The organism is Variovorax sp. GW821-FHT09B01 (genome assembly GCF_059418345.1).
In genome coordinates this window covers 152,409-172,538 of sequence record NZ_JBWKPQ010000009.1, presented here as the reverse complement: position 1 = coordinate 172,538, position 20,130 = coordinate 152,409, and the positions used below count along the sequence as shown (strand labels likewise).

Annotated in this window: 16 protein-coding genes; 5 read left to right on the top strand and 11 right to left on the bottom strand. The window is 71.5% G+C overall.

Annotated elements, in window-relative coordinates; genetic code table 11:
* Positions 1 to 30: 30 nt before the first annotated feature.
* From AC07RV_RS24425 to AC07RV_RS24390, 8 genes are all read right to left on the bottom strand, one after another.
* Positions 31 to 1,413: a cache domain-containing protein gene (locus AC07RV_RS24425; protein WP_177239237.1), complete on the bottom strand. Its 1,383-nt coding sequence runs from the start codon at positions 1,411 to 1,413 to the stop codon at positions 31 to 33.
* Positions 1,414 to 1,456: 43 nt separating this feature from the next.
* Complete coding sequence (locus AC07RV_RS24420) at positions 1,457 to 2,413, bottom strand: phosphotransferase family protein (protein WP_296787095.1); 957 nt, start codon at positions 2,411 to 2,413, stop codon at positions 1,457 to 1,459.
* A 25-nt stretch (positions 2,414 to 2,438) separates the two neighbouring features.
* Complete coding sequence (locus AC07RV_RS24415; protein ID WP_296787097.1) at positions 2,439 to 3,377, bottom strand: DedA family protein/thiosulfate sulfurtransferase GlpE; 939 nt, start codon at positions 3,375 to 3,377, stop codon at positions 2,439 to 2,441.
* A 153-nt stretch (positions 3,378 to 3,530) separates the two neighbouring features.
* The gene (locus tag AC07RV_RS24410) at positions 3,531 to 4,907 is read right to left on the bottom strand and encodes a heavy metal sensor histidine kinase (RefSeq protein WP_296787099.1); all 1,377 of its coding nucleotides are present in this window, start codon (positions 4,905 to 4,907) and stop codon (positions 3,531 to 3,533) included.
* On the bottom strand, positions 4,904 to 5,590 hold the full coding sequence (locus tag AC07RV_RS24405) for a heavy metal response regulator transcription factor (protein WP_057597212.1): 687 nt from the start codon (positions 5,588 to 5,590) through the stop codon (positions 4,904 to 4,906). The genes AC07RV_RS24410 and AC07RV_RS24405 overlap by 4 nt, the downstream gene beginning before the upstream one ends.
* Positions 5,591 to 5,634: 44 nt before the next feature.
* Positions 5,635 to 8,796 carry an efflux RND transporter permease subunit gene (locus tag AC07RV_RS24400; RefSeq protein WP_296787101.1) on the bottom strand — a complete coding sequence of 1,054 codons (3,162 nt, stop codon included), beginning with the start codon at positions 8,794 to 8,796 and terminating at the stop codon, positions 5,635 to 5,637.
* Complete coding sequence (locus AC07RV_RS24395) at positions 8,793 to 10,037, bottom strand: efflux RND transporter periplasmic adaptor subunit (protein WP_296787103.1); 1,245 nt, start codon at positions 10,035 to 10,037, stop codon at positions 8,793 to 8,795. The genes AC07RV_RS24400 and AC07RV_RS24395 overlap by 4 nt, the downstream gene beginning before the upstream one ends.
* Positions 10,038 to 10,041: 4 nt before the next feature.
* A complete protein-coding gene (locus AC07RV_RS24390) occupies positions 10,042 to 11,553 on the bottom strand; it encodes an efflux transporter outer membrane subunit (protein WP_296787105.1) in 1,512 nt (503 codons plus the stop codon).
* 169 nt (positions 11,554 to 11,722) lie between these two features.
* Between AC07RV_RS24390 and AC07RV_RS24385 the strand changes: the two genes are divergently transcribed.
* Positions 11,723 to 11,968, top strand: coding sequence for a hypothetical protein (locus tag AC07RV_RS24385; RefSeq protein ID WP_296787107.1), 246 nt, complete (start codon positions 11,723 to 11,725; stop codon positions 11,966 to 11,968).
* A 24-nt stretch (positions 11,969 to 11,992) separates the two neighbouring features.
* Here the strand turns inward: AC07RV_RS24385 and AC07RV_RS24380 are convergent, their stop codons facing one another.
* Positions 11,993 to 13,003: an aldo/keto reductase gene (locus AC07RV_RS24380; protein WP_093340700.1), complete on the bottom strand. Its 1,011-nt coding sequence runs from the start codon at positions 13,001 to 13,003 to the stop codon at positions 11,993 to 11,995.
* An 86-nt stretch (positions 13,004 to 13,089) separates the two neighbouring features.
* The gene (locus AC07RV_RS24375; RefSeq protein WP_296787110.1) at positions 13,090 to 14,331 is read right to left on the bottom strand and encodes a YVTN family beta-propeller repeat protein; all 1,242 of its coding nucleotides are present in this window, start codon (positions 14,329 to 14,331) and stop codon (positions 13,090 to 13,092) included.
* A 143-nt stretch (positions 14,332 to 14,474) separates the two neighbouring features.
* On the opposite strand from AC07RV_RS24375, the gene AC07RV_RS24370 reads away from it, so the two are divergent.
* The 4 genes from AC07RV_RS24370 to AC07RV_RS24355 all read left to right on the top strand — a co-directional run bounded on the left by AC07RV_RS24370 (position 14,475) and on the right by AC07RV_RS24355 (position 18,788).
* On the top strand, positions 14,475 to 15,038 hold the full coding sequence (locus AC07RV_RS24370; protein WP_208507814.1) for a sigma-70 family RNA polymerase sigma factor: 564 nt from the start codon (positions 14,475 to 14,477) through the stop codon (positions 15,036 to 15,038).
* Positions 15,025 to 15,684, top strand: a complete 660-nt coding sequence (locus AC07RV_RS24365) for an anti-sigma factor family protein (protein ID WP_296787113.1) — start codon at positions 15,025 to 15,027, stop codon at positions 15,682 to 15,684. The genes AC07RV_RS24370 and AC07RV_RS24365 overlap by 14 nt, the downstream gene beginning before the upstream one ends.
* A 114-nt stretch (positions 15,685 to 15,798) precedes the next feature.
* Entirely contained in the window at positions 15,799 to 16,863 is a 1,065-nt protein-coding gene (locus tag AC07RV_RS24360; protein ID WP_296787115.1) for an Lnb N-terminal periplasmic domain-containing protein, read from the top strand.
* 2 nt (positions 16,864 to 16,865) lie between these two features.
* On the top strand, positions 16,866 to 18,788 hold the full coding sequence (locus tag AC07RV_RS24355; protein WP_296787117.1) for an esterase/lipase family protein: 1,923 nt from the start codon (positions 16,866 to 16,868) through the stop codon (positions 18,786 to 18,788).
* Between the two features lie 4 nt (positions 18,789 to 18,792).
* Here the strand turns inward: AC07RV_RS24355 and AC07RV_RS24350 are convergent, their stop codons facing one another.
* Positions 18,793 to 20,037 (bottom strand): MFS transporter, encoded by a 1,245-nt coding sequence (locus AC07RV_RS24350; protein WP_203202446.1) that lies wholly within the window; start codon positions 20,035 to 20,037, stop codon positions 18,793 to 18,795.
* Between the last annotated feature and the right edge of the window lie 93 nt (positions 20,038 to 20,130).

Genomic DNA, 20,130 nt, shown 5'->3' with positions numbered 1-20,130 from the left:
GTGGATGAAGGAAGGGGTTGCGCGGTTCGATCAGCCCGAGGCGCCGCCCACGGCCCGCGCGGCCGCCGCGGGCACGATCGCGACGATGCGCGTGCGTCCGCTGCCCGAGCGCACCACGAGCTGCCCATCGATCGAGGCCACGCGTTCGCGCATGTTGCGCAGGCCGATGCCGCGCCGCGGGTCGAGCTGCACGGCATCGACGTCGAAGCCGATGCCGTCGTCGCCGACCTCGAGCCGCACCTCGCGCTCGCCGAAGGCCAGCGCGATGTGCACCTCGTGCGCGAGCGCATGCTTGCGCACGTTGGTCAGCGCCTCCTGCGTGGTGCGGAACAGCGCGGTCTTCACTTCCTGCGAGAGTTCGAAGGGCTCGCCCTCGACCATCAGCGAGGCGGCGGTCGAGCCCTGCCCCTCCTCGCCGAATTCGTCGACCAGCCGCTCGAGCGCGGCCGGCAGGCCCAGCGTGTCGAGCAGCGCGGGACGCAGCCGGTGCGAGATGCGGCGCACCTCGGTCAGCGAATCGTTGAGCCGCTGCAGCGCCTTGCCCAGCGCGGGCGGCGCGGGATGTTGCGCGCGGTCGAGCGCATCGACGGCCGACTCGATCAGCAGCTTGGCCGACACCAGGGTCTGGCTGGTGCCGTCGTGCAGCTCGCGCGCGAGATGGCCGCGCTCCTCCTCCTGCGACTGCACCACGCGGCGCGCGAGCAGGCGCAGCTTGGCCTCGGCCACGCGGTGCTCGCTGAGGTTGAGCAGCAGGCCGCCGGCGCTGACTACGCCCAGGCACAGCGCGGCGATGCCGGCGATCCACAGCAGGGTGGTCGTGACGTTGGCGCTGATCTGGCGGTCGAGCGACTGCACGGTGGCTTCCATGTCGTCGAGGTACAGGCCGGTGCCGACCATCCAGTTCCAGCGCGGCAGCGCCACCACGTAGCCGAGCTTGGGCGCGCGCTGCGTGCTCGAGGGCTTGCGCCATTCGTATTCGACATAGCCGCCGCCCTCCTTCGCGCGCGCGATCAGGTCCTGGATCGTGAAGCGGCCGCTCGAATCCTTGAGCCCCCAGAGGTCCTGGCCCACGAGGTCGGGCTGGCGCGAGTGCATCAGCGAGCGGCCCTGCAGGTCGTAGACGAAGAAGTAGCCGTCGTCGCCGTAGTCGAGCGCGGCCAGCCGGCGCAGCGCCTCGGCACGCGTGGCCTCGTCGTCCTGGCCGGCGTCGTACAGCGGCTTGACGATGCTGATCGCGAGATCGACATAGCTGCGCAGCTCGTTGCGCCGCTGGGTCATGTAGCTCTGCTCGATCAGCGCGCGCTCGCGCTGCGCGAGGTCGTGTTCCTGGTGCCGCACGGCGAGCGCGACCAGCACCAGCGCCACCAGCAGCGGTGCGACGGCCAGGGCCACGATCTTGGTGCGCAGGTTCATCTCGGGCGCGAAGACTACCACCGCCCCCGCCAGCGGCCCCGGCTCAGGCCTGGCCGGCGATCCGGGCGTTGCGCTCGAGCGCCCACAGCAGGTCCTCGGCCTCGCCGGCCAGCGCGCAGTCGTGGATCTGCCGCAGGCCGATGTGGAGCTGGTAGCAGCGCAGCCGCTCGGCCGTGCCGGGGTCGGCCGGCAGGGCCTGCTCGAAGTGGCGCGCCTGCTGCTCCATGCAGGCGAGCCAGGGGCGCCAGAAGAAGATGTTGGCCACGTCGTAGAGCGGATCGCCGAACAGCGCCTCCGACCAGTCGATGACGCCGGTGATTTCGCGGCCGTCGGTCAGCACGTTGTTCGAGCCGAAGTCGCCGTGCACCAGCCGGCGGACCTCGGGGCAGGACGGCGCGAGGCCGCGCACGATCGCCAGTTGCCGCTCGACGCGCCACAGGGCCTGCGCATCGAGCCGCGCCGCGCTCCAGTCGCGCTCGGCGACCGCATCGAGGAAAGCGCGCCAGCTCGCATGCTCGCCGGTGCCGTTGGCGTCGAAGCGGCCGAAGCCGGTGGTGCCCGCGAGGTCGCTGGCGGCCAGGTCGTCGAGCGTGCGCGCCAGCGGCTCGGCCAGCAGCGACAGCATGTCGATCGGCAGGTCCTGCAGCGTGCTGCCCGGCAGGCGCCGCGACACGCAATAGAAGGGCTTGCCGAAGAACGGGCCCTCGAAGCTCTGGTCGAACGACAGGTCCTCGATGCGCCCGATGGCCGTGACCGCGGGCACCGGCAGCCCCGGCCGCGCGAAGCGGCGCGCCGCGAAGTCGTCCTTGTCGAAGCCCTCGCGCGAACGGTGGATGCGCACCACGTGCTCGGCCTGGGCCGCGCTGCCCAGGCCCTCGGCGCGGAAGGCGAAGGCCTGCGATTCCTCGCCCTCGGCCAGCGGCACGAAGCCATGGACCGGGCCCAGCGCGCGCTCGAGCGCGGCGACGATGGAAGGCGCGGGCACGCGGGTCTTGGTCATGGCACGCGCCCGCCGCGCATGAGGATCAGTGCGGCGAAGTCGGCCGGCCCGAGGCCACCCAGGCATCGAGCCCGCCGGTCAGCGGCAGCGCGCGCCGCGCACCGCGCGCCAGCAGCACGCGCGCGGCCTGCGCGGCCGACACCTCGTTGGGGCAGTTGCAGTACAGCACCACGTCGCGCCCGGCCGCGGCCGACAGGTCGAGGCCGCGCTGCTGCAGCGCCTTGAGCGTGTACGACAGCGCACCCGGGATGCGGCGCGGATCGACCTGCTGGCCGGCCGCGCCGCGCACGTCGATCACCAGCGGCGGCTCGTCGCCCGCGAGCATCTCGTGCAGTTCGTCGACCGAGATGCGCGGCATGCCGGTCAGCCGCATGAAGGCGCGGCGGCGCCACCAGCGCACCACCAGGAACACGACCAGCAGCACGCCCAGGGCCATGGTGGCGATGCCGCCGGCCTGCGCCATCACCGCGAGCACGTCCTGGATCTGGTTGCGGAAGCCCCAGCCCAGGCCGAGGAACAGGCCGGTCCAGATCAGCGCGGCGCCGATGTCGAAGCCGATGAAGCGCGGCACCGACATGCCGAGCGCGCCCGCCATCGGCGGCGCCACCACCGACACGCCCGGCACGAACTTGGCGGCCACCAGCGACAGGCCGCCCCAGTCGCCGATCAGCGATTCGCCGCGGCGCACGCAGGAGTCGGGCGCCAGCGAGATCCGGCACAAGAGGCGCATGAAGCGGTAGCCGAAGCGCCGGCCGGCATAGAACCAGGCGCCGTCGCCCAGCAGGTTGGCCGCCACCGCCGCGAGCACCACGCCGGCCAGCGAGATGTCGCCGGCCGCGAGCAGCGCGCCGGTGACCACCAGCACCGCGGCCGCCGGCACCGGCAGGCCCAGGCGGGCGGCGAAGCTGGCGGCGAACACCACCAGGATCGCGTTCTGCACCAGCAGCGACATCAGCTGTGCCATGGCAACGGCTCCGTGATGGCGAAAGAGGGTGCGAACGTGGTCATGGGCGGCATGGATTCTGCGGCATGGCGCAAGGGCCTGTCGCCGGGAGGCCATTGGCCATGCGGGTTGCGGCGCGTTTCGGGGGTCATGGCCGGCCCCCGCGCGACGGGTTCAGGCCGCCGGCCGGGCGACGCTGAATTCGAAGGTATTCACGCCGTCCGCGCTGGCCGCGGCGACCTGCCCGCCGTGCATGCTGGCCACGGCCCGCACGATCGCCAGCCCGAGCCCGTGGCCATGGTGCTCGCCGCCGTCGTTGCGCGCGGCATCGACGCGGTAGAAGCGGTCGAACAGGTGCTGCAGGTGCGCCTCGGCGATCGGCGCGCCGGGATTAGACACGCCGATCCAGGTCGCCGCGGGCGTCTCGCGCAGCCGCACCGCGATGCGCGCGCCCGGCGGGGAATGCTCGATCGCGTTCTGCAGCAGGTTCGACATCGCGCGGCGGAACAGCGCGGTCTCGAGCTGCGCCTCGGCCAGCACGTCGCCCTCGATCTCGACCCGCGCGCCGCTCTCCTCGAGCACGAACTCGAAGAACTCGATGGTCTTGCGCACCTCCTGCGCCACCGGCGTCAGCACCAGCCCGGTGGCGACCTCGCCGCGGTCGGCGCGCGCGAGGAACAGCATGTCGTTGACGATCGAGCGCAGCCGCTCCAGGTCCTCGAGGTTGGCCTGCAGCACCTCCTCGAACTGCGGCGCGCTGCGCTGGCGCGAGAGCGCGACCTGGGTGCTGCCGATCAGGTTGGCCAGCGGCGTGCGCAGCTCGTGCGCCACGTCGGCATTGAAGGCCTCGAGCTGGCCATAGGCCTCCTCGAGCCGCGCCAGCGCGCCGTTGAAGGCCTCGGCCAGCCCCGACAGCTCGACCGGCAGCGCGCCCGAGCGCAGCCGCTGCGAGCGCATCTTGGGCCGCAGCGCCTGCGCCTCGCGCGAGAGCTGGTCGAGCGGGCGCAGGCCGACGCGCGCGATCCAGTAGCCGGCGGCGGCCACCACGAGCACCGCGCCCAGGCCCAGCGACACCAGCGCCGTGAGGAAGGTGCGGCGCGTGCGCGCATAGGGCTCGGTGTTCTTGCCGACGATCAGCCGCACGGCCGGGCGCTGCTCGAACGGCGGGATGTGGGCCGACAGCGTGCGGTAGGGCTTCTCCTCGCCGGGCAGCAGCAGGCTGCGGCCGGTCTCGCGCGTGAGCGCGTCGATCTCGGCCATGCCCTTGCCGTACTGGAAGCGCGGATCGTCACTGAGCACCCAGAAGCGGGTGCTGCCGTCCTCGGGCGTCAGCGCGTCCATGCGCGCCTGCACGCGCGACCAGCGCTCGGGTGTGCCGATGGCCTGGATCCAGAACTGCAGGCTCTTGACCGTGGTGTCGAGCTCCTCGTACTGGTGGCGCTCGAGCTCGCGCAGCAGCACGCCCTGCAGCGCCGCGCCGATCAGCGCGAAGGTGGCGAGCGCCGCCGCCGCGAACATCAGCACCAGCCGCGCGGTGATCGAGCGCTTCATGGCGTGGCGCCGTCCTCGCGCAGCTCCATCACGTAGCCCATGCCGCGGATGGTGTGCAGCAGCTTGGGCGAGAAAGGCACGTCGATCTTGTCGCGCAGCCGCTTGATCGCGACCTCGACCACGTTGGTGTTGCTGTCGAAGTTCATGTCCCACACCAGCTCGGCGATGGCGGTCTTCGAGAGGATCTCGCCCTGGCGCCGCGCCAGCACCGCGAGCAGCGCGAACTCCTTGGCCGTGAGGTCGATGCGGGTGGCGCCGCGGAAGGCCTTGCGCGCGAGCAGGTCGATCTGCAGGTCGGCGATGCGCAGCTGCATCGGCTCCTGCTTGCGGCCGCGCCGGTTCAGCGCCTGCAGCCGCGCCAGCAGCTCGAGGAACGAGAAGGGCTTGACCAAGTAGTCGTCGGCGCCCTCGTGCAGCCCCTTGACGCGGTCCTCCACGCGATCGCGCGCGGTCAGCATGATCACCGGCGTCTGCTTCACGGCGCGCAGCCCGCGCAGCACCGAGAAGCCGTCCTGGCCCGGCAGCATCACGTCGAGCACGATCACGTCGTAGTCGTGCGTGAGCGCCAGGTGCTGGCCGTCGATGCCGTTGTGCGCCATGTCGACCGCGCAGCCCTGCTCCGTCAGCCCCTTCGAGAGGTAGTCGGCGGTTCTCAACTCGTCTTCGACGATCAGGATCTTCATGGCGTGGCGTGCTGCGGTGCGAGGCGGTGCGTTGTCTCCGGTGCTCAATGCGCCTCGGCCGCCGCCGGGGCCTGGCCGCCCTTGCGGATCCGGCGCGCTTCCTTGCGGCGCAGGTACCAGTAGTGGGCGCGGTCCAGGTAGAGGTAGACCACCGGCGTGGTGAACAGCGTGAGCGCCTGCGAGAGTACCAGCCCGCCGACCATCGCGTAGCCCAGCGGCCGGCGCAGCTCGGAGCCCGAGCCGTGGCCCAGCATCAGCGGCAGGCCCGAGAGCAGCGCGCACATGGTGGTCATCATGATCGGGCGGAAGCGCAGCAGGCAGGCCTGGTAGATCGCCTCGTGCGGCTTCATGCCCTGCTCGCGCTCGGCCTTGAGCGCGAAGTCGATCATCATGATCCCGTTCTTCTTGACGATGCCGATCAGCAGGATGATGCCGATCAGCGCGATCACGCTGAGGTCGTAGCCGCCCGCCATCAGGATCAGCAGCGCCCCCACGCCGGCCGAGGGCAGGGTCGAGAGGATCGTCAGCGGATGGATGTAGCTCTCGTAGAGCAGGCCCAGCACGATGTACACCGCCACCAGCGCCGCCGCGATCAGGTAGGGCTGCGAGGCCAGCGAATCCTGGAAGGCCTGGGCCGTGCCCTGGAAGGCACCGGTCAGCGACTGCGGCATGCCCATCTCGGACTGCGCGGCCTTGATCGCGTCGACCGCCTGGCCCAGCGAGGCGCCGGGCGCGAGGTTGAACGAGATCGTCACGGCCGGGAACTGGCCCTGGTGGCTGATCGAGAGGTAGGCGGTCTTGCTGGTGTCGACCTTCACGAAGGTCGACAGCGGCACCTGCTGGCCGGTGATCGGCGAGCTCAGGTAGAGCTTGCTGAACAGCGCCGGGTCCTGCTGCAGCGCGGGCGTCACCTCGAGCACCACGTGGTAGCTGTTGAGCTGCGTGAAGTACTGCGCCACCTGGCGCTGGCCGATGGCGTCGTACAGCGTGGCGTCGATCGCGGCCGGCGAGATGCCGAAGCTCGAGGCGCGGTCGCGGTCGATGGTCAGCACGGCCGAGGCGGCGGCGTTCTGCTGGTCGGTCGCCAGGTCGGTCACCTCGGGCACCTGGCGCAGCTTGGCCAGCAGGCGCGGCGCCCAGGTGTTGAGCTCGTCGAGGTTCGAGTCGGTCAGCGTGTACTGGTACTGGGTGCGCGAGGAGCGCCCGCCCACGCGGATGTCCTGCCCGGCCTGCAGGAACAGGTTCACGCCCTGCACCTTCGCGAGCTGCGGGCGCAGCCGCGCGATGATCTCGTCGGCATTGGCGGTGCGGCCCTCGTCCTTGGGCTTGAGGCTGATGAAGAAGTTGCCGGTGTTGTAGGTCGACGAGCTGCCGTTCATGCCGAAGCCGGTCACGTCGGGGTCCTTGCGCACCACGTCGGCCAGCTCGAGCATGCGCGCATTCATCGAGGCGAAGGAGGCGTCCTGCGCCGACTCGGCGAAGCCCGAGATGAAGCCCGTGTCCTGCTGCGGGAAGAAGCCCTTCGGGATCACCACGAACAGCGCGCCGGTGGCCACCACGGTGGCGATGAACACCATCAAGGTGATGAACTGGTGGTCGAGCACCACGTGCAGCCCGCGCTTGTAGCCATTGAGCATGGCATCGAAGCCGCGCTCGAACAGCAGGTACAGCCGCCCATGGCGCCGCGCATGCTCGTTCTTGAGGAAGCGCGAGCACAGCATCGGCGTGAGCGTGAGCGAGATCACCACGCTCACCACGATGGTCAGGGTGACGGTGACGGCGAACTCGCGGAACAGCCGCCCGACGATGCCGCCCATCAGCAGCAGCGGGATGAACACCGCGATCAGCGAGACCGAGATCGAGACGATGGTGAAGCCGATCTCGCCCGCCCCCTTGTAGGCGGCCTCGAGTGGCGCCATGCCCTCCTCGACGTAGCGGTAGATGTTCTCGAGCATCACGATCGCGTCGTCGACCACGAAGCCGACCGCGATGGTCAGCGCCATCAGCGAGAGGTTGTCGAGGCTGTAGCCCAGCAGGTACATCACGGCCACCGTGCCCAGCAGCGCCAGCGGCACCGTCACGCTGGGGATCAGCGTGGCCGGCACGTTGCGCAGGAACACGAAGATCACGGCCACCACCAGCGCGATGGTCAGCAGCAGCGTGAACTCCACGTCCTTGACCGAGGCGCGGATGGTCTGGGTGCGGTCGATGATGGCGTTGACGTCCACCGTCGGCGGGATCGAGGCCTTGAGCCGCGGCAGCGCGGCGTTGATGCGGTCCACGGTCTCGATCACGTTGGCGCCCGGCTGCTTGGTGATGGCCAGCACGATCGAGCGGCCGTTCTGCACCGTGCTGCCCTCGGGCGCGGCGGCGCCGGCATAGGCCCAGCCCGCGATCTTCGCGTTCTCGGGACCGTCGACCGCTACGCCGAGGTCGCGCACGCGGATCGGCGCGCCGTTGCGGTAGGCCAGCACCACGTCGTTCCAGGGCTGGGCCTTGAGCAGCTGGTCGTTGGTGTAGACGGTGAAGCTCTGGTTCGGCCCGTCGATCGTGCCCTTGGGCGCGTTGACGGTGGCCGACGACAGCACGGTGCGCACGTCCTCCAGGCTCAGGCCCAGCGCCGCGAGCTTGGCCGGGTCGACCTGGATGCGCACGGCCGGCTTCTGCGCGCCGCCGATGTTGACCAGGCCCACGCCCGATATCTGCGAGATCTGCTGCGCGAGGATGTTGTCGGCGTAGTCGTTGACCTCGGTCAGCGGCAGCGTCTTCGACTGCACCGACAGGATCAGGATCGGCGAGTCGGCCGGGTTCACCTTGCGGAAGGTCGGCGGGCTCGGCAGGTTGGCCGGCAGCTGGCCGGTGGAGGCGTTGATGGCCGCCTGCACGTCGAGCGCGGCGGCGTCGATGTTGCGGTCGAGGTCGAACTGCAGCGTGATCTGGGTGTTGCCCAGGCCGCTGGTCGAGGTCATCTGCGACAGGCCCGCGATCAGCGAGAACTGGCGCTCCAGCGGCTGCGCCACGTTCGAGGCCATGGTCTCTGGACTGGCGCCCGGCAGGTTGGCCGAGACCTGGATGGTCGGGAAGTCGACCTGCGGCAGCGGCGCCACCGGCAGCAGCGGGAACACGGCGGCGCCGACCAGCAGGATGGCCAGCGCGAGCAGCGTGGTGCCGATCGGGCGCTTGATGAAGGCGGCGGAAATGCTCAATTGCGCACCCCGCTCGCGTTGCCGGCGCCGGCCGCGGCGGCCGGGGGCGCGGCCTTGGCCGCGGTCTTGTTCTCCGCCACCGTGGCGCCGGGCCGCAACTTGTACTGGCCGTCGACCACCACGCGCTGGCCGGCGGCCACGCCCTGGTCGAGCACGGCCGTGCCGTCGGCGATCTGCACCACGTGCACCGGCACCGAGGCGGCCTTGTTCTCGGCATCGACGGCCCAGACGTAGGTGCCGTCCTGGCTGCGCTGCACCGCCGCGGCCGGCACGGTCAGCGCGCCCGCGCGGCGGTCGAGCTGCAGCCGCACGTTGACGTACTGGCCGGGCCACAGCGTGTGCTGAGGATTGGCGAAGCTGCCCTTGAGCTGCACCGTGCCGTTGGTGGTGTCGATCTGGTTGTTGAGCAGGATCAGCTTGCCCGTGCCCAGCAGCTGCGTGCCGGCGCGGTCGTAGGCCACCACCGAGAGCGGCGCCGCGCCCTTGGGCTGCAGCCGGTTGATGTCCTGCACCGCGTCCTCGGGCAGCGTGAACTGCACCGCGATCGGGTCGATCTGGTTGATGACCACCAGCCCGCCGGTGTCGGCCGCATGCACGATGTTGCCGGGGTCGACCAGCCGCGCGCCCACGCGGCCGTCGATCGGCGCGTCGATGCGCGTGAAGCTCAGCTGCACCTGCGCGAACTGCACCTGCGCGGCATCGGTCTTGACGGTGGCCTCGAGCTGGCTGACCAGCGCCTTCTGGGTGTCGAGCTGCTGCTTGGTCGCCGCGTCCTGCGCGATCAGCGTGGTGTAGCGCGCGAGGTCGGCGCGCGCGTTCTCGAGCTGCGCCTGGTCGCGCGCCTGGGTGGCGCTGGCCTGCGCGAGCTGGGCCTGCAAGGTGCGCGGGTCGAGCTGCGCGAGCATCTGGCCGGCCTTCACGTCCTGGCCCTCGACGAAGCCGATCCTGTCGAGCTGACCATCGATGCGCGCCTTGACGGTGACGGTGGCCATCGAGGCCACGGTGCCGATGCCGCCGCGGTAGACCTGCACGTCCTGCGCCTGCACCGGCGCGGTGGTCACCAGCACCGGCGGCGCCTTGGCCTCGGGCGTGGCGGCCGAGGCCTTGTGGCCCAGGGTCCAGGCGCCGCCGCCGAGCACGGCGACGAAGGCGGCGACGGCGAACCAGGCGACGCTGCGTCGCGCGGGGGGAACGGCATCGTCGCTGGCGGAGCCGGTGTAGGAGGGAGCGGGATTCGTCATGGCATCAGGTTCCGGAAGTCGTTGCAGCGGCGGCGGTGGTGGCATCGGCATCGGCATGCCAGCCACCGCCGGTGGCCGCGATCAGCGCCACGCTGGCGGCGAGCTGGCGCGCCAGCAGTTGCGCGGCCGTGCGCTGGTTGGTCAGCGAGAGCTGCTGCGCGGTCACCACGCTCAGGTAGGTGGCGGTGCCGGCGCGGTACTGGGCCAGCGCGAGGCGCTCGGCGGTCTGCGAGGCCTGCACGGCCTGCGCCTGCAGCTGCGATTCGTGGTCGAGCACGCGCAGGGTGGCGAGGTTGTCCTCGACCTGCTGGAAGCCGCCGAGCACGGTCTGCTTGTAGAGCGCGACCGAGGCGTCGTAGGCGGCCACGGCCTGCTCGCTGTGGGCCTTGCGCAGGCCGCCGTCGAACACGGTCTGCGCGAGCACCGCGCCCAGCGACCAGACGCGGCTCGGCGTATCGAACAGCGAAGCGAGCTTGCCGGCGCTGAAGCCGCCGCTCGCGCTCAGCACGATCTGCGGGAAGTAGGCGGCCTTGGCCACGCCGATCTGCGCATTGGCGGCCTGCACGCGGCGCTCGGCCGCGGCGATGTCAGGACGGCGCTCGAGCAGTTCCGAAGGCAGGCCCGCGGGTGCGAGCGGCAGCTGGACGCCGAGCGTGCCCGCATTGGCGAGCGCGGGGTTCTCGCTGGCCGGCAGCGCGGCCAGCGTGAAGCGCGCCGGCGCCTGGCCGGTCAGCACCGCGATCGCATGCTCGAGCTGGGCGCGCTGCGCCTCGAGGTCCACGCCCTGCGCCTGCGCGGTGCGCAGCTGGCTCTCGGCCAGCGCCACGTCGGAGCGCAGCACGGTGCCGGCCGCGTACTGGTGCTGCGTGAGCTCGAGCGCGCGCGCATAGGCGGCGGTGGTGTTGGCGTAGAGCGCGCGCTGCAGGTCGATGGCGCGCAGCTGCAGGTAGTCCTGCGCCAGCGTGGTCTGGATGCTCAGGCGCGCGCCCGCGAGGTCGTCGGCGCTGGCCTGGGTGCTGGCGTCACCGGCCTCGACCGAGCGGCGCACCGCGCCCCAGACATCGGGCTCCCAGCTCGCGGCAAGGCCCAGGGTGTCGGTGGTGCGGCGCTCGGTGCTGCCGGTGCTGTTGGTCTGCGCGCGGTTGGCGCCGGCGTTCAGGCCGAGGGTGGGATAGAAGCCGGCGCGCGCGGCCGAGGCCAGTGCGCGCGCCTCGCGGTACTGGGCCTCGGCCTGGCGGATGTTCTGGTTGGCGGCATTGGCCTGCACCACCAGCCCGTTCAGCGTGGCGTCGCCGTAGGCCTCCCACCAGGGGTGCGAGGGATCGATGGCCTGCGGCGTGGCGGTCTTCCACGCACCGTCTTCCTTGTAGGCTGCGGGCAGCTCCATCGAGGGCCGCACGTAGTCGGGGCCGACCGCGCAGCCCGCGATCAGCAGCGCGGCCAGCGCGGCCGCGGCGGGCACGCGCAGGGCGCGGCGCGGAAGGTCGGGGAAGGAGGATGCAGCGGAGCGAGCCATGGTGCGGCCACTCTAGGCCGCGCCTTCCAACCGCTCGCTGTCGACTTCCTGACAAAGCTGTCAGTTGGCGCGCGCTAAGAAATCTTTACCGCCGCCGCGTCGGCTCGCGCACCGGTCGCGGCATTGAAGAAGCCGAAGCCTTCAACGACTCGTTCTTCAGGAGCAACCCATGAAACTCGCAGCGATTGCCGCGGCCATCGTCGCGGCGGCCAGTCTCAGTGCCTGCGTGGTGGCACCGGTGGGGCCGGTGCACGGCGCGGCCGTGTATGCCGCGCCGATCGAACCGCCGGTGGGCGTGGCGATCATCGGCCCGACCTATGTCTCGCCCGGCCCCGGCTGGGGCTGGCGCTACCACCCGCACTACGGCTGGGGCTGGTACAACCCGCACGCGGGCTGGCACCGCGGCTGGCGCTGAGGCGCAAGGCGCCTCCGGCCGCGTTCAGCGCGGCGCGTCGCCCTTGCGGTACTCGGCCGTCAGCTCGTCGAGCTTCTGCTTGAGCGCGGGGTCGAGCTTGTACTCGGCCGCCGCGAGCGTGGCGTCGAGCTGCTCGGGCCGGCTCGCGCCGAGCAGCGGCGCGGTGATCAGCGGGTTCGCCATCACCCAGGCCACGGCCAGCGTCGCGAGCGGCACGCCCGCCTCGTCGGCCAGCGCATGCAGCTGCGTCACGGTGTTGAAGCTGCGTTCGTTCCAGTAGCGGTCCTGGTACATGTTGCCGGCGGTGCCGAGCGTGAAGCGCGTGTTCGCCTCGGGGCTGGCGCCGGGCTTGTACTTGCCGGTGAGCAGTCCGCCGGCCAGCGGGTTGTAGGGGATCACGCCCAGGCCTTCCTCGCTCGCGAGCGGCAGCAGCTCGCGCTCGATCTCGCGGAACAGCAGGCTGTAGCGCGGCTGCACCGAGACGAAGCGCGTGAGCCGCAGCAGGTCGGCCTTGCCGAGCGCGCGCGCGAGCCGGTAGGCCAGGAAATTCGACACGCCCACATAGCGCGCGCGGCCCGACTTCACGATGGTGTCGAGCGCCTCGATGCTTTCCTCGAGCGGCGTCTCGCGGTCGTCCATGTGCAGCTGGTAGAGGTCGACGTGGTCGGTCTTCAGCCGCTTGAGCGAGAGGTCGATGGCATCGAGCAGGTGCTTGCGCGAGGCGCCCTGGTCCCAGGGATTGGGGCCGACCTTGTTGACCGCCTTGGTCGCGACCACGAAGCGCCGGCGGCCCGCGGGGCCCTGCTTCTCGAGCCAGTTGCCGATGATCTCCTCGGTGCGGCCCGTGGTCTCGACCGTGCCGCCCAGCGGGTAGACGTCGGCGGTGTCGAGGAAGTTGATGCCGCCCTCGGCGGCCTTGTCGAGGATGCGGTGCGACACGGCCTCGTCGGTCTGCAGGCCGAAGGTCATGGTGCCGAGCGCGAGCCGGGAGACGGTCAGGCCGGTGCGGCCCAGGCGGGTGGTGGGAATGCTCATGGTGGATGGTTCCTGTGAAACGGCCGAACCGCGCAGACGCGCGTGGCTGCACGACCATCATAGGCAGGCCGCCCGAGGCCTGCACGTCAGGGTGCAATCACCGTGACGCGCGCCGTCATGTAGGGGTGCACCGAGCAGGCGTAGTCGTAGACACCGGGCTTGTCGAAGGTCTGCGTGAAGTCCTGGCCGGGCAGCATCAGGTCCATGCCCGCGGGGCCGCCCTTCCTGAACACCACGCCATGGGGCGCGCCGTCGTCGTTCTTCCAGCGCACGGGCTGGCCCACCTTCACGGTGATCTGCGCCGGCTCGAAGGCGAAGTTGCGGATCGCCACGTGCGCCGAACCGCCCGCATGCTCGGCCGGCGCGCCGCGCTGCACCGCCACCTTGCGCGGCGCATTGCCGACCGCCACGGTGTGCGACGGACCACCGGCCAGGTCGATCACGCTCACGTCGTTCGAGCCCTCGTTGCTGACCCACAGCTTCCCGCCATCGGCCGAGATGTCGAGCCAGTGCGGCTGCTTGCCCACCGCGATGCTGCGGCCCGGCGTGCGCGTCGCGGGGTCGAACAGCATCACCTCGCCCGGCCCCTGCACCACGACCACGCCGCTCGCCATGCCCGCGAAGTGCTGCGCGATGTGGGGCGACACGCCGGTGGGGATCGGCGCCAGCCACTGGTTGGTGGTCGCATCCAGCACCTGCACCGCGGGCACGCCCGCCAGCGTCAGGTAGAGCGCCTTGCCGTCGGGGCCGAACTCGAGGTCGCGCGGCGGCTTGTCGAGCGCGATCTCCGAGACCGCCTTGCGCGTCGCCAGGTCGACCACCACGAGCGCGAAATGGCCCGGTGCCTGCGAGGCCACGTAGGCCTGCCGGCCATCGGGCCGCACGGCGATGGTGTGCGGCTTGGGCACGGCCACGTTCGCGGCCACGGCATGGGTCGCGGTGTCGATGAAGGCCACGCGGTCGTCGCCGTTGACGGCCACCAGCACCCAGCGGCCATCGGCGGTGGTGGCCAGGCCCTGCGGGCCCTGGCCGACCTCGATGGTGTGCGTCACGCGGTCGGTCGCGGCGTCGATCTCGCTCACCGCCGAGGCGCTGGAGCCGCTGACGAACACGCGCTGGCCGTTCGGGGAGATCACGATGCCGTCGGGCCCCGCGGCCACCGGCACGGTGGCGAGCACGCGCTCGCTGCCGGTGTCGATCACGCTGAGCGTGCTGTCCTTGAAGTTGCCGACATAGGCCTTGGGGCCGGCGGCCAGCGCCGGGAAGGCCAGGGCGCCGGAGGCCGCGAGAACGGCGAGCAGGCGTGCGAATCCTGGAAAGGCGGTCATGGGGAAAGACTCCTGAAAGAAGAGAGGAAGAGAATCGGCACAGGGCATGACGCGCGGTGCCCTTCGTCTATTCCCCGAAATTTTTTCGCGCGAGGCTGGAATAAAACGCGCGCCCGCCGCGTCATGCCCCCAAAGCACGTCCCTTGACCGACCGCACCCGCCAGTTCGAAGCCGCCGCCCTGCCGCATCTCGATGCGGCCTGGAATCTCGCGCGCTGGTTGCTGCGCGACGACCGCCTGGCCGAGGACGCGGTGCAGGAGGCCTACCTGCGGGCCTTCCGTTTCTTCGACGGGCTGCGCGGCGAGAACGCGCGGCCCTGGCTGCTGGGCATCGTGCGCAACGCCTGCTACGACTGGATGCGGCAGAACCGGCAGCTGGCCGACCAGGTGGAGTTCGACGAGCTGCGCGACAGCGAGTCGGCCGGCGCGACGGCCCCGGAGGCCGGCGATCCCGCGCGGCTGTGGGAGCGGCGCGTGCAGGGCGAGCGCGTCAATGCCGCGATCGACGCCCTGCCCGCGGTCTACCGCGAAGCGATCGTGCTGCGCGAACTGGAGGAGCTGCGCTATGAAGACATCGCACGCATCGCCGGCGTGCCGCTGGGCACCGTGATGTCGCGGCTGTCGCGCGCGCGGGCCCTGCTGCGCGAAAGCCTGCGCGACGAGCGCCCGGGCCCGGCGCAGGAAAGGACGCGGCATGCCAATTCCTGACGACGAGCTGGGAGCGCTGATGCGACAGCACGCCACGCGCCATGCGCCGCCCGCCGGCCTGGCCGAGCGCATCGCGCTGTCGGTGCGCGCCGAGGCCGGCGCACCCGCAACGCCGGCGCCGCGCCGTCACGGCTGGTGGCAGGGCCTGCTCGGGTTCGGAACCGGCGCGGCCGCGGCCTGGGGCCTGGCGCTGGTGCTGCTGGCATCGCCGGCGCCCCTCGAGCTGCTGGGCGCGCAGGTCACGGCCAACCACGTGCGCTCGCTGATGGCCTCGCACCTGGCCGACGTGGCCTCCACCGACCAGCACACGGTCAAGCCCTGGTTCGCCGGCAAGCTCGACTTCTCGCCGCCCGTAGTGGACCTCGCCGCCGAGGGCTTCGCGCTGACGGGCGGGCGGCTCGACTACCTCGACGGCCGAACGGTGGCGGCGCTGGTCTATCGCTCGGGTCCGCACGTCATCAATGTCTTCGTCTGGCCCGCGGCCGATGCGAAGCCGCAGGCTCCGGCCTTCTCGACGCGGCAGGGCTACCAGCTCGCGCACTGGACCCAGGGCGGCATGCAGGCCTGGGCCGTGTCGGACCTCAATGCGGCCGAGCTGCGCCATTTCGCGGCGCTGCTGCACGCGAGGACGGCGGTGCGCCCTTAGCGGCTGAAGACGGGATCGGGCCGCCGATCCCGTCTTCGTTTCGGCACACCGCGCGCGGTCGTGGTCGGCGCGCGGGACTGCGTTTAAGCTCGGCGGCGATCACGCGTTTCCCGAATGAGCCCCTCCTCCTCCCCCTCCCCAGCCATCACGCATTCCACCGCCGGGTTCCGGACCTTGCTGCGCATCGTTGGCCGCGTCGCGGCCTCGCTGGTGCTGCTGCTGTCGGCGGGCTGGGCCTGCCTCGCGCTCTGGTACCAGTTGCCCGTGGGCGAGACGGGCAAGGTTCTCGCCGCCGTGCTGTGGAGCGGCTTCGGCCTCGCGGCCCTGGTGCTGCTGTGGCGCGGCCGGGCCGCGCGCGCCCTGCTGTCCTACGCGATCGGCTTCGCGCTGCTGCTGGGCTGGTGGAACACCATCGTGCCGCTGCAGCAGCGCGACTGGGCCGACGACGTCGCGCGCCAGCTGGTGGCGCGCGTCGACGGCAACATGGTCACGCTCGAGAACGTGCGCAACTTCGACTGGCGCAGCGACACCGACTACACGCCGCGCTGGGAAACGCGCCGCTACGACCTCGAGCGCCTGCGCTCGGTCGATGTCTCGGTCTCGTACTGGATGGGCCCGGCGATCGCGCACACGCTGGTGTCCTTCGGCTTCGACGACGGCCGCTTCCTCACCTTTTCGATCGAGATCCGCAAGGAGCGCGGCGAGAGCTTCTCGTCGATCGGCGGCTTCTTCCGGCGCTTCGAGCTGAGCCTGGTCGCGGCCGAGGAGCGCGACGTGCTGCGCGTGCGCACCAACGTGCGCGGCGAGGACGTCCACATGTACCGCGTGCGGCTGCCGCAGGCCGAGATGCGCTCGCTGTTCCTGGCCTACCTCGACCAGAGCGCCGCGCTGCTGCGCGCGCCGAGCTTCTACAACACGCTGACGGCCAACTGCACCACCATCGTCTACGACCTCGCCAGGCGCATCGTGCCGGGCCTGCCGATGGACTGGCGGCTGCTGGCCTCGGGCTACCTGCCCGACTACCTGTACGACGTGGGCGGGCTCACGCCGGGCTACAGCCTCGAGGCGCTGCGCGCGAACGGGCGCATCACGCAGCGCGCGATCGCGAGCGATGCCGTGCCGGGCGTCGATTTCTCGCGCGCGATCCGGCAGGGGCTGCCGGGCGCCGAGGCTCCGTGACGATGCGCGCGCGTCTTCCCGGCCTGGCGGCCCTGCTCTGCGCCGCCGCGCTGCTCGCGGGCTGCGCGGGCGTGAAGGTGGGCTCGATCTCGCCCGCCGAATACCTCGCGCAGCGCCGCGGCGACGTGCTCACCACGGGCCGGCTCAGCACCTCGGCCGAGGAGGTGCTGCGCGTGATCGGCTCCGACGCCGAGCTGTGCGGCAAGGACGGCCCGGCCTGCCGCAACGCGCTGGCCGACTCGCCGGGGCTGAGCGACGAGCAGCGGCTGTCGGCGCTGTCGGAGGTGTGGCTGCAGGTGGCGATCGCGGCCGACAAGAGCGGCGGTGCCACGCAGCCGGGCTCGGCGGCCGACACGACCGCCATCGAGGCCTGGCTCGAGAGCGCGCGCCACGCCTATGCCTACCTGTTCTTCACCGCGCGCAAGCCGCGCGACCGCGCCTTCGAGGACCGGCAGACGCAGGTGCGCGACTACTACAACTACGCGGTGCAGCAGGCCATCACGGGCCTGTACCGCGGCGTGCGGCGCAACGCAGCGGCACAGCCGCAGGTGCCGCGCGTGGGCGACTGGCGCATCGAGGCCGACGTCTCGGGCCTGCGCCTGCCGGCCGACGCGCCGCTGCCCGACGAGCTGATCCCCGCCGCCTCGCTGACCTTCTCGGGCCTGCGCAACACCTACCGGCGCGACGGCTTCGGCGCCGAGCTGGTGGCGGCCGACAGCCAGCGCACCGACGAGAAGGCGCCCGCGCTCGCTACCGCCGACCCGCGCCCGCCCTACCGCGAGATGCCCTTCCCTGCCGTCACCGCGCTGCTGCTGTTCGACGGCGGCAACCTCGCCGAGGTGCTGGCCACGCGCACGCTGCGCATCGCGGCCTACGACCCCTACCGCACCGCCAACGTGCAGCTGGCCGCTCAGGAGGTGCCGCTGGCCGCCAACTTCACCTCGGGCTACGGCCTGTGGCTGGCCCGCTCCGACTTCGCGCTGCAGGCGCTGCGCAGCCTGTTCGGCGGCCGCGACGGGCTCACGCAGCCGCGCATCTACCTGATGCAGCCCTACGATCCCGAGCGCCGCACGGTCATCATGCTGCACGGCCTCGCGAGCAGCCCCGAGGCCTGGATCAACGTGGCCAACGAGGTGCTCGGCGACGAGACCCTGCGCCGCCGCTACCAGATCTGGCAGGTCTACTACCCGACCAATGCGCCGCTGCCGCTCAACAACTTCGCGATCCGCGAGGCCGTGACGCAGACGCTGCAGCACTTCGATCCCACGGGCCAGGCCCCGGCCTCGAAGGACATCACGCTGATCGGCCACAGCATGGGCGGCGTGCTGTCGCGGCTGATGGTGTCGTCGTCGGAGGACAAGCTCTGGGACGCGCTGCTGGCCAGCTACCCGATGCAGGACGCGCAGCAGCGGCGCATCGAGGAGAAGCTCGCGCCCTACCTGCGCTTCGAGCCGCTGCCGCAGGTCAGCGACGCGATCTTCATCGCCTCGCCGCACCGCGGCACCGACTTCGCCAACAACCGCATCTCGCGCTGGGTCGCCAACCTCATCACGCTGCCAGTGGCGATGCTGGGGCAGTTGAGCGACATCTCGCGCGAGCTGATCCGCATCGCGCCGGGCCGGCAGGACGCGGGGCCGCTGCGCATTCCCAACAGCATCGACAACCTCAGCGACCGCGATCCCTTCGTGCGGCTCTCCTCGGGCCTGCCGATGAATCCGCGCGTGCGCTTCCACTCGATCATCGGCAACGACACGCCGGGCCTGGCGCAAGCCCTGTCGAGCGACGGCATCGTGCCCTATGCCAGCGCGCACCTCGACGGCGCGGCCTCGGAGCTGGTGATCCCGTCGGCGCACAGCGTGCAGGAGAACCCGCTCGCGATCCTCGAGATCCGGCGCATCCTGCGCGAGCAGCTGAAGCCGCGCTAGGACTTCAGCCTTCGCACGCCGCGACGCGCGGCCGCCGCGCATCGGCGCGCGCGCTCGCCACCGCCCAGCAGAAGACGCCCATGCCCGCGAGCGCGAGCAGTGCGCCGACCCAGCCGGTCGAGGTCCAGCCCAGGCCCGCGGCGATCGCCACGCCGCCGAGCCAGGCGCCGAGCGCATTGGCCATGTTGAAGGCCGAATGGTTGAGCGCGGCCGCCAGGGTCTGCGCATCGCCGGCCACGTCCATCAGCCGGATCTGCAGCGCCGGGCCGATGGCCACGGTGGTGCCGATCAGGAACACGTTGAAGCCCGCGGTGTAGATGTTGTGGGCCGAGAAGGTGAACAGCGCCAGCACCAGCGCCGCATAGGCCATCAGGCCGCCGATGGTGCGCATCAGCGACTTGTCGGCCAGCCGCGCGCCGACCAGGTTGCCGACCACCATGCCGAGCCCGAACAGCGCGAGCACCAGCGGCACGCCGCCCAGCGGCATGCCGGCGACCTCGATCAGCGTGGGCTTGATGTAGCTGAACACCGAGAACATGCCGCCGAAGCCGATGGCGCCGATGCCCAGCGTGAACCAGACCTGCTTGCGCTTGAGCGCGCCGAGTTCGCGCCAGGGGCTGGCGCCCGCGGGCGCGGCGAGGTCGGGGATGTCGCGGCGCAGCAGCACCACGGCGATGAGCGCGATCACGCCCACGAACACGAAGGCCGCGCGCCAGCCGAACAACTGGCCGAGCCAGGCCGCGATCGGCACGCCGACCAGCGTGGCGCCCGTGAGCCCCAGCATCACCAGCCCCACGGCGCGCGCGCGGCGCCCGGGCGGCGCGAGCGTGGCGGCCACCAGCGCGGCCACGCCGAAGTAGGTGCCGTGCGGCAGCCCGGTCGCGAAGCGCAGCAGGTTCAGCGAGGTGTAGCCGGGCGCCATCGCGCTCGCGAAGTTGCCGGCGGCGAACACGGCCATCAGCGCGATCAGCAAGGCGCGGCGGCGCCAGCCGGCCGCGAGCACCGCGAGCACGGGCGCGCCGATGACCACGCCCAGCGCATAGGCGCTGATGACGTGGCCGGCCTGCGGGATGCTGACGGCGATGTCGTTCGCGACCTCGGGCAGCAGGCCCATGATCACGAACTCGCCGGTGCCGATGGCGAAGCCGCCGACGCCGAGCGCGAGCACGGCGCGCAGGAACTGGGCCGACGAGACGGGCGGAATGGCGGGGGTGTCCGCGCCTTCGAGGGCGGATGGTGGGGCGTTCAAGGCCGGAGCTCCTGGGGGGATGCCCGGCGAGCGCGGGCAAAGCCCGATTTTAGGGTAAACCCTTAACGCGCGCTGATGAGGTCTTGCGCCCCG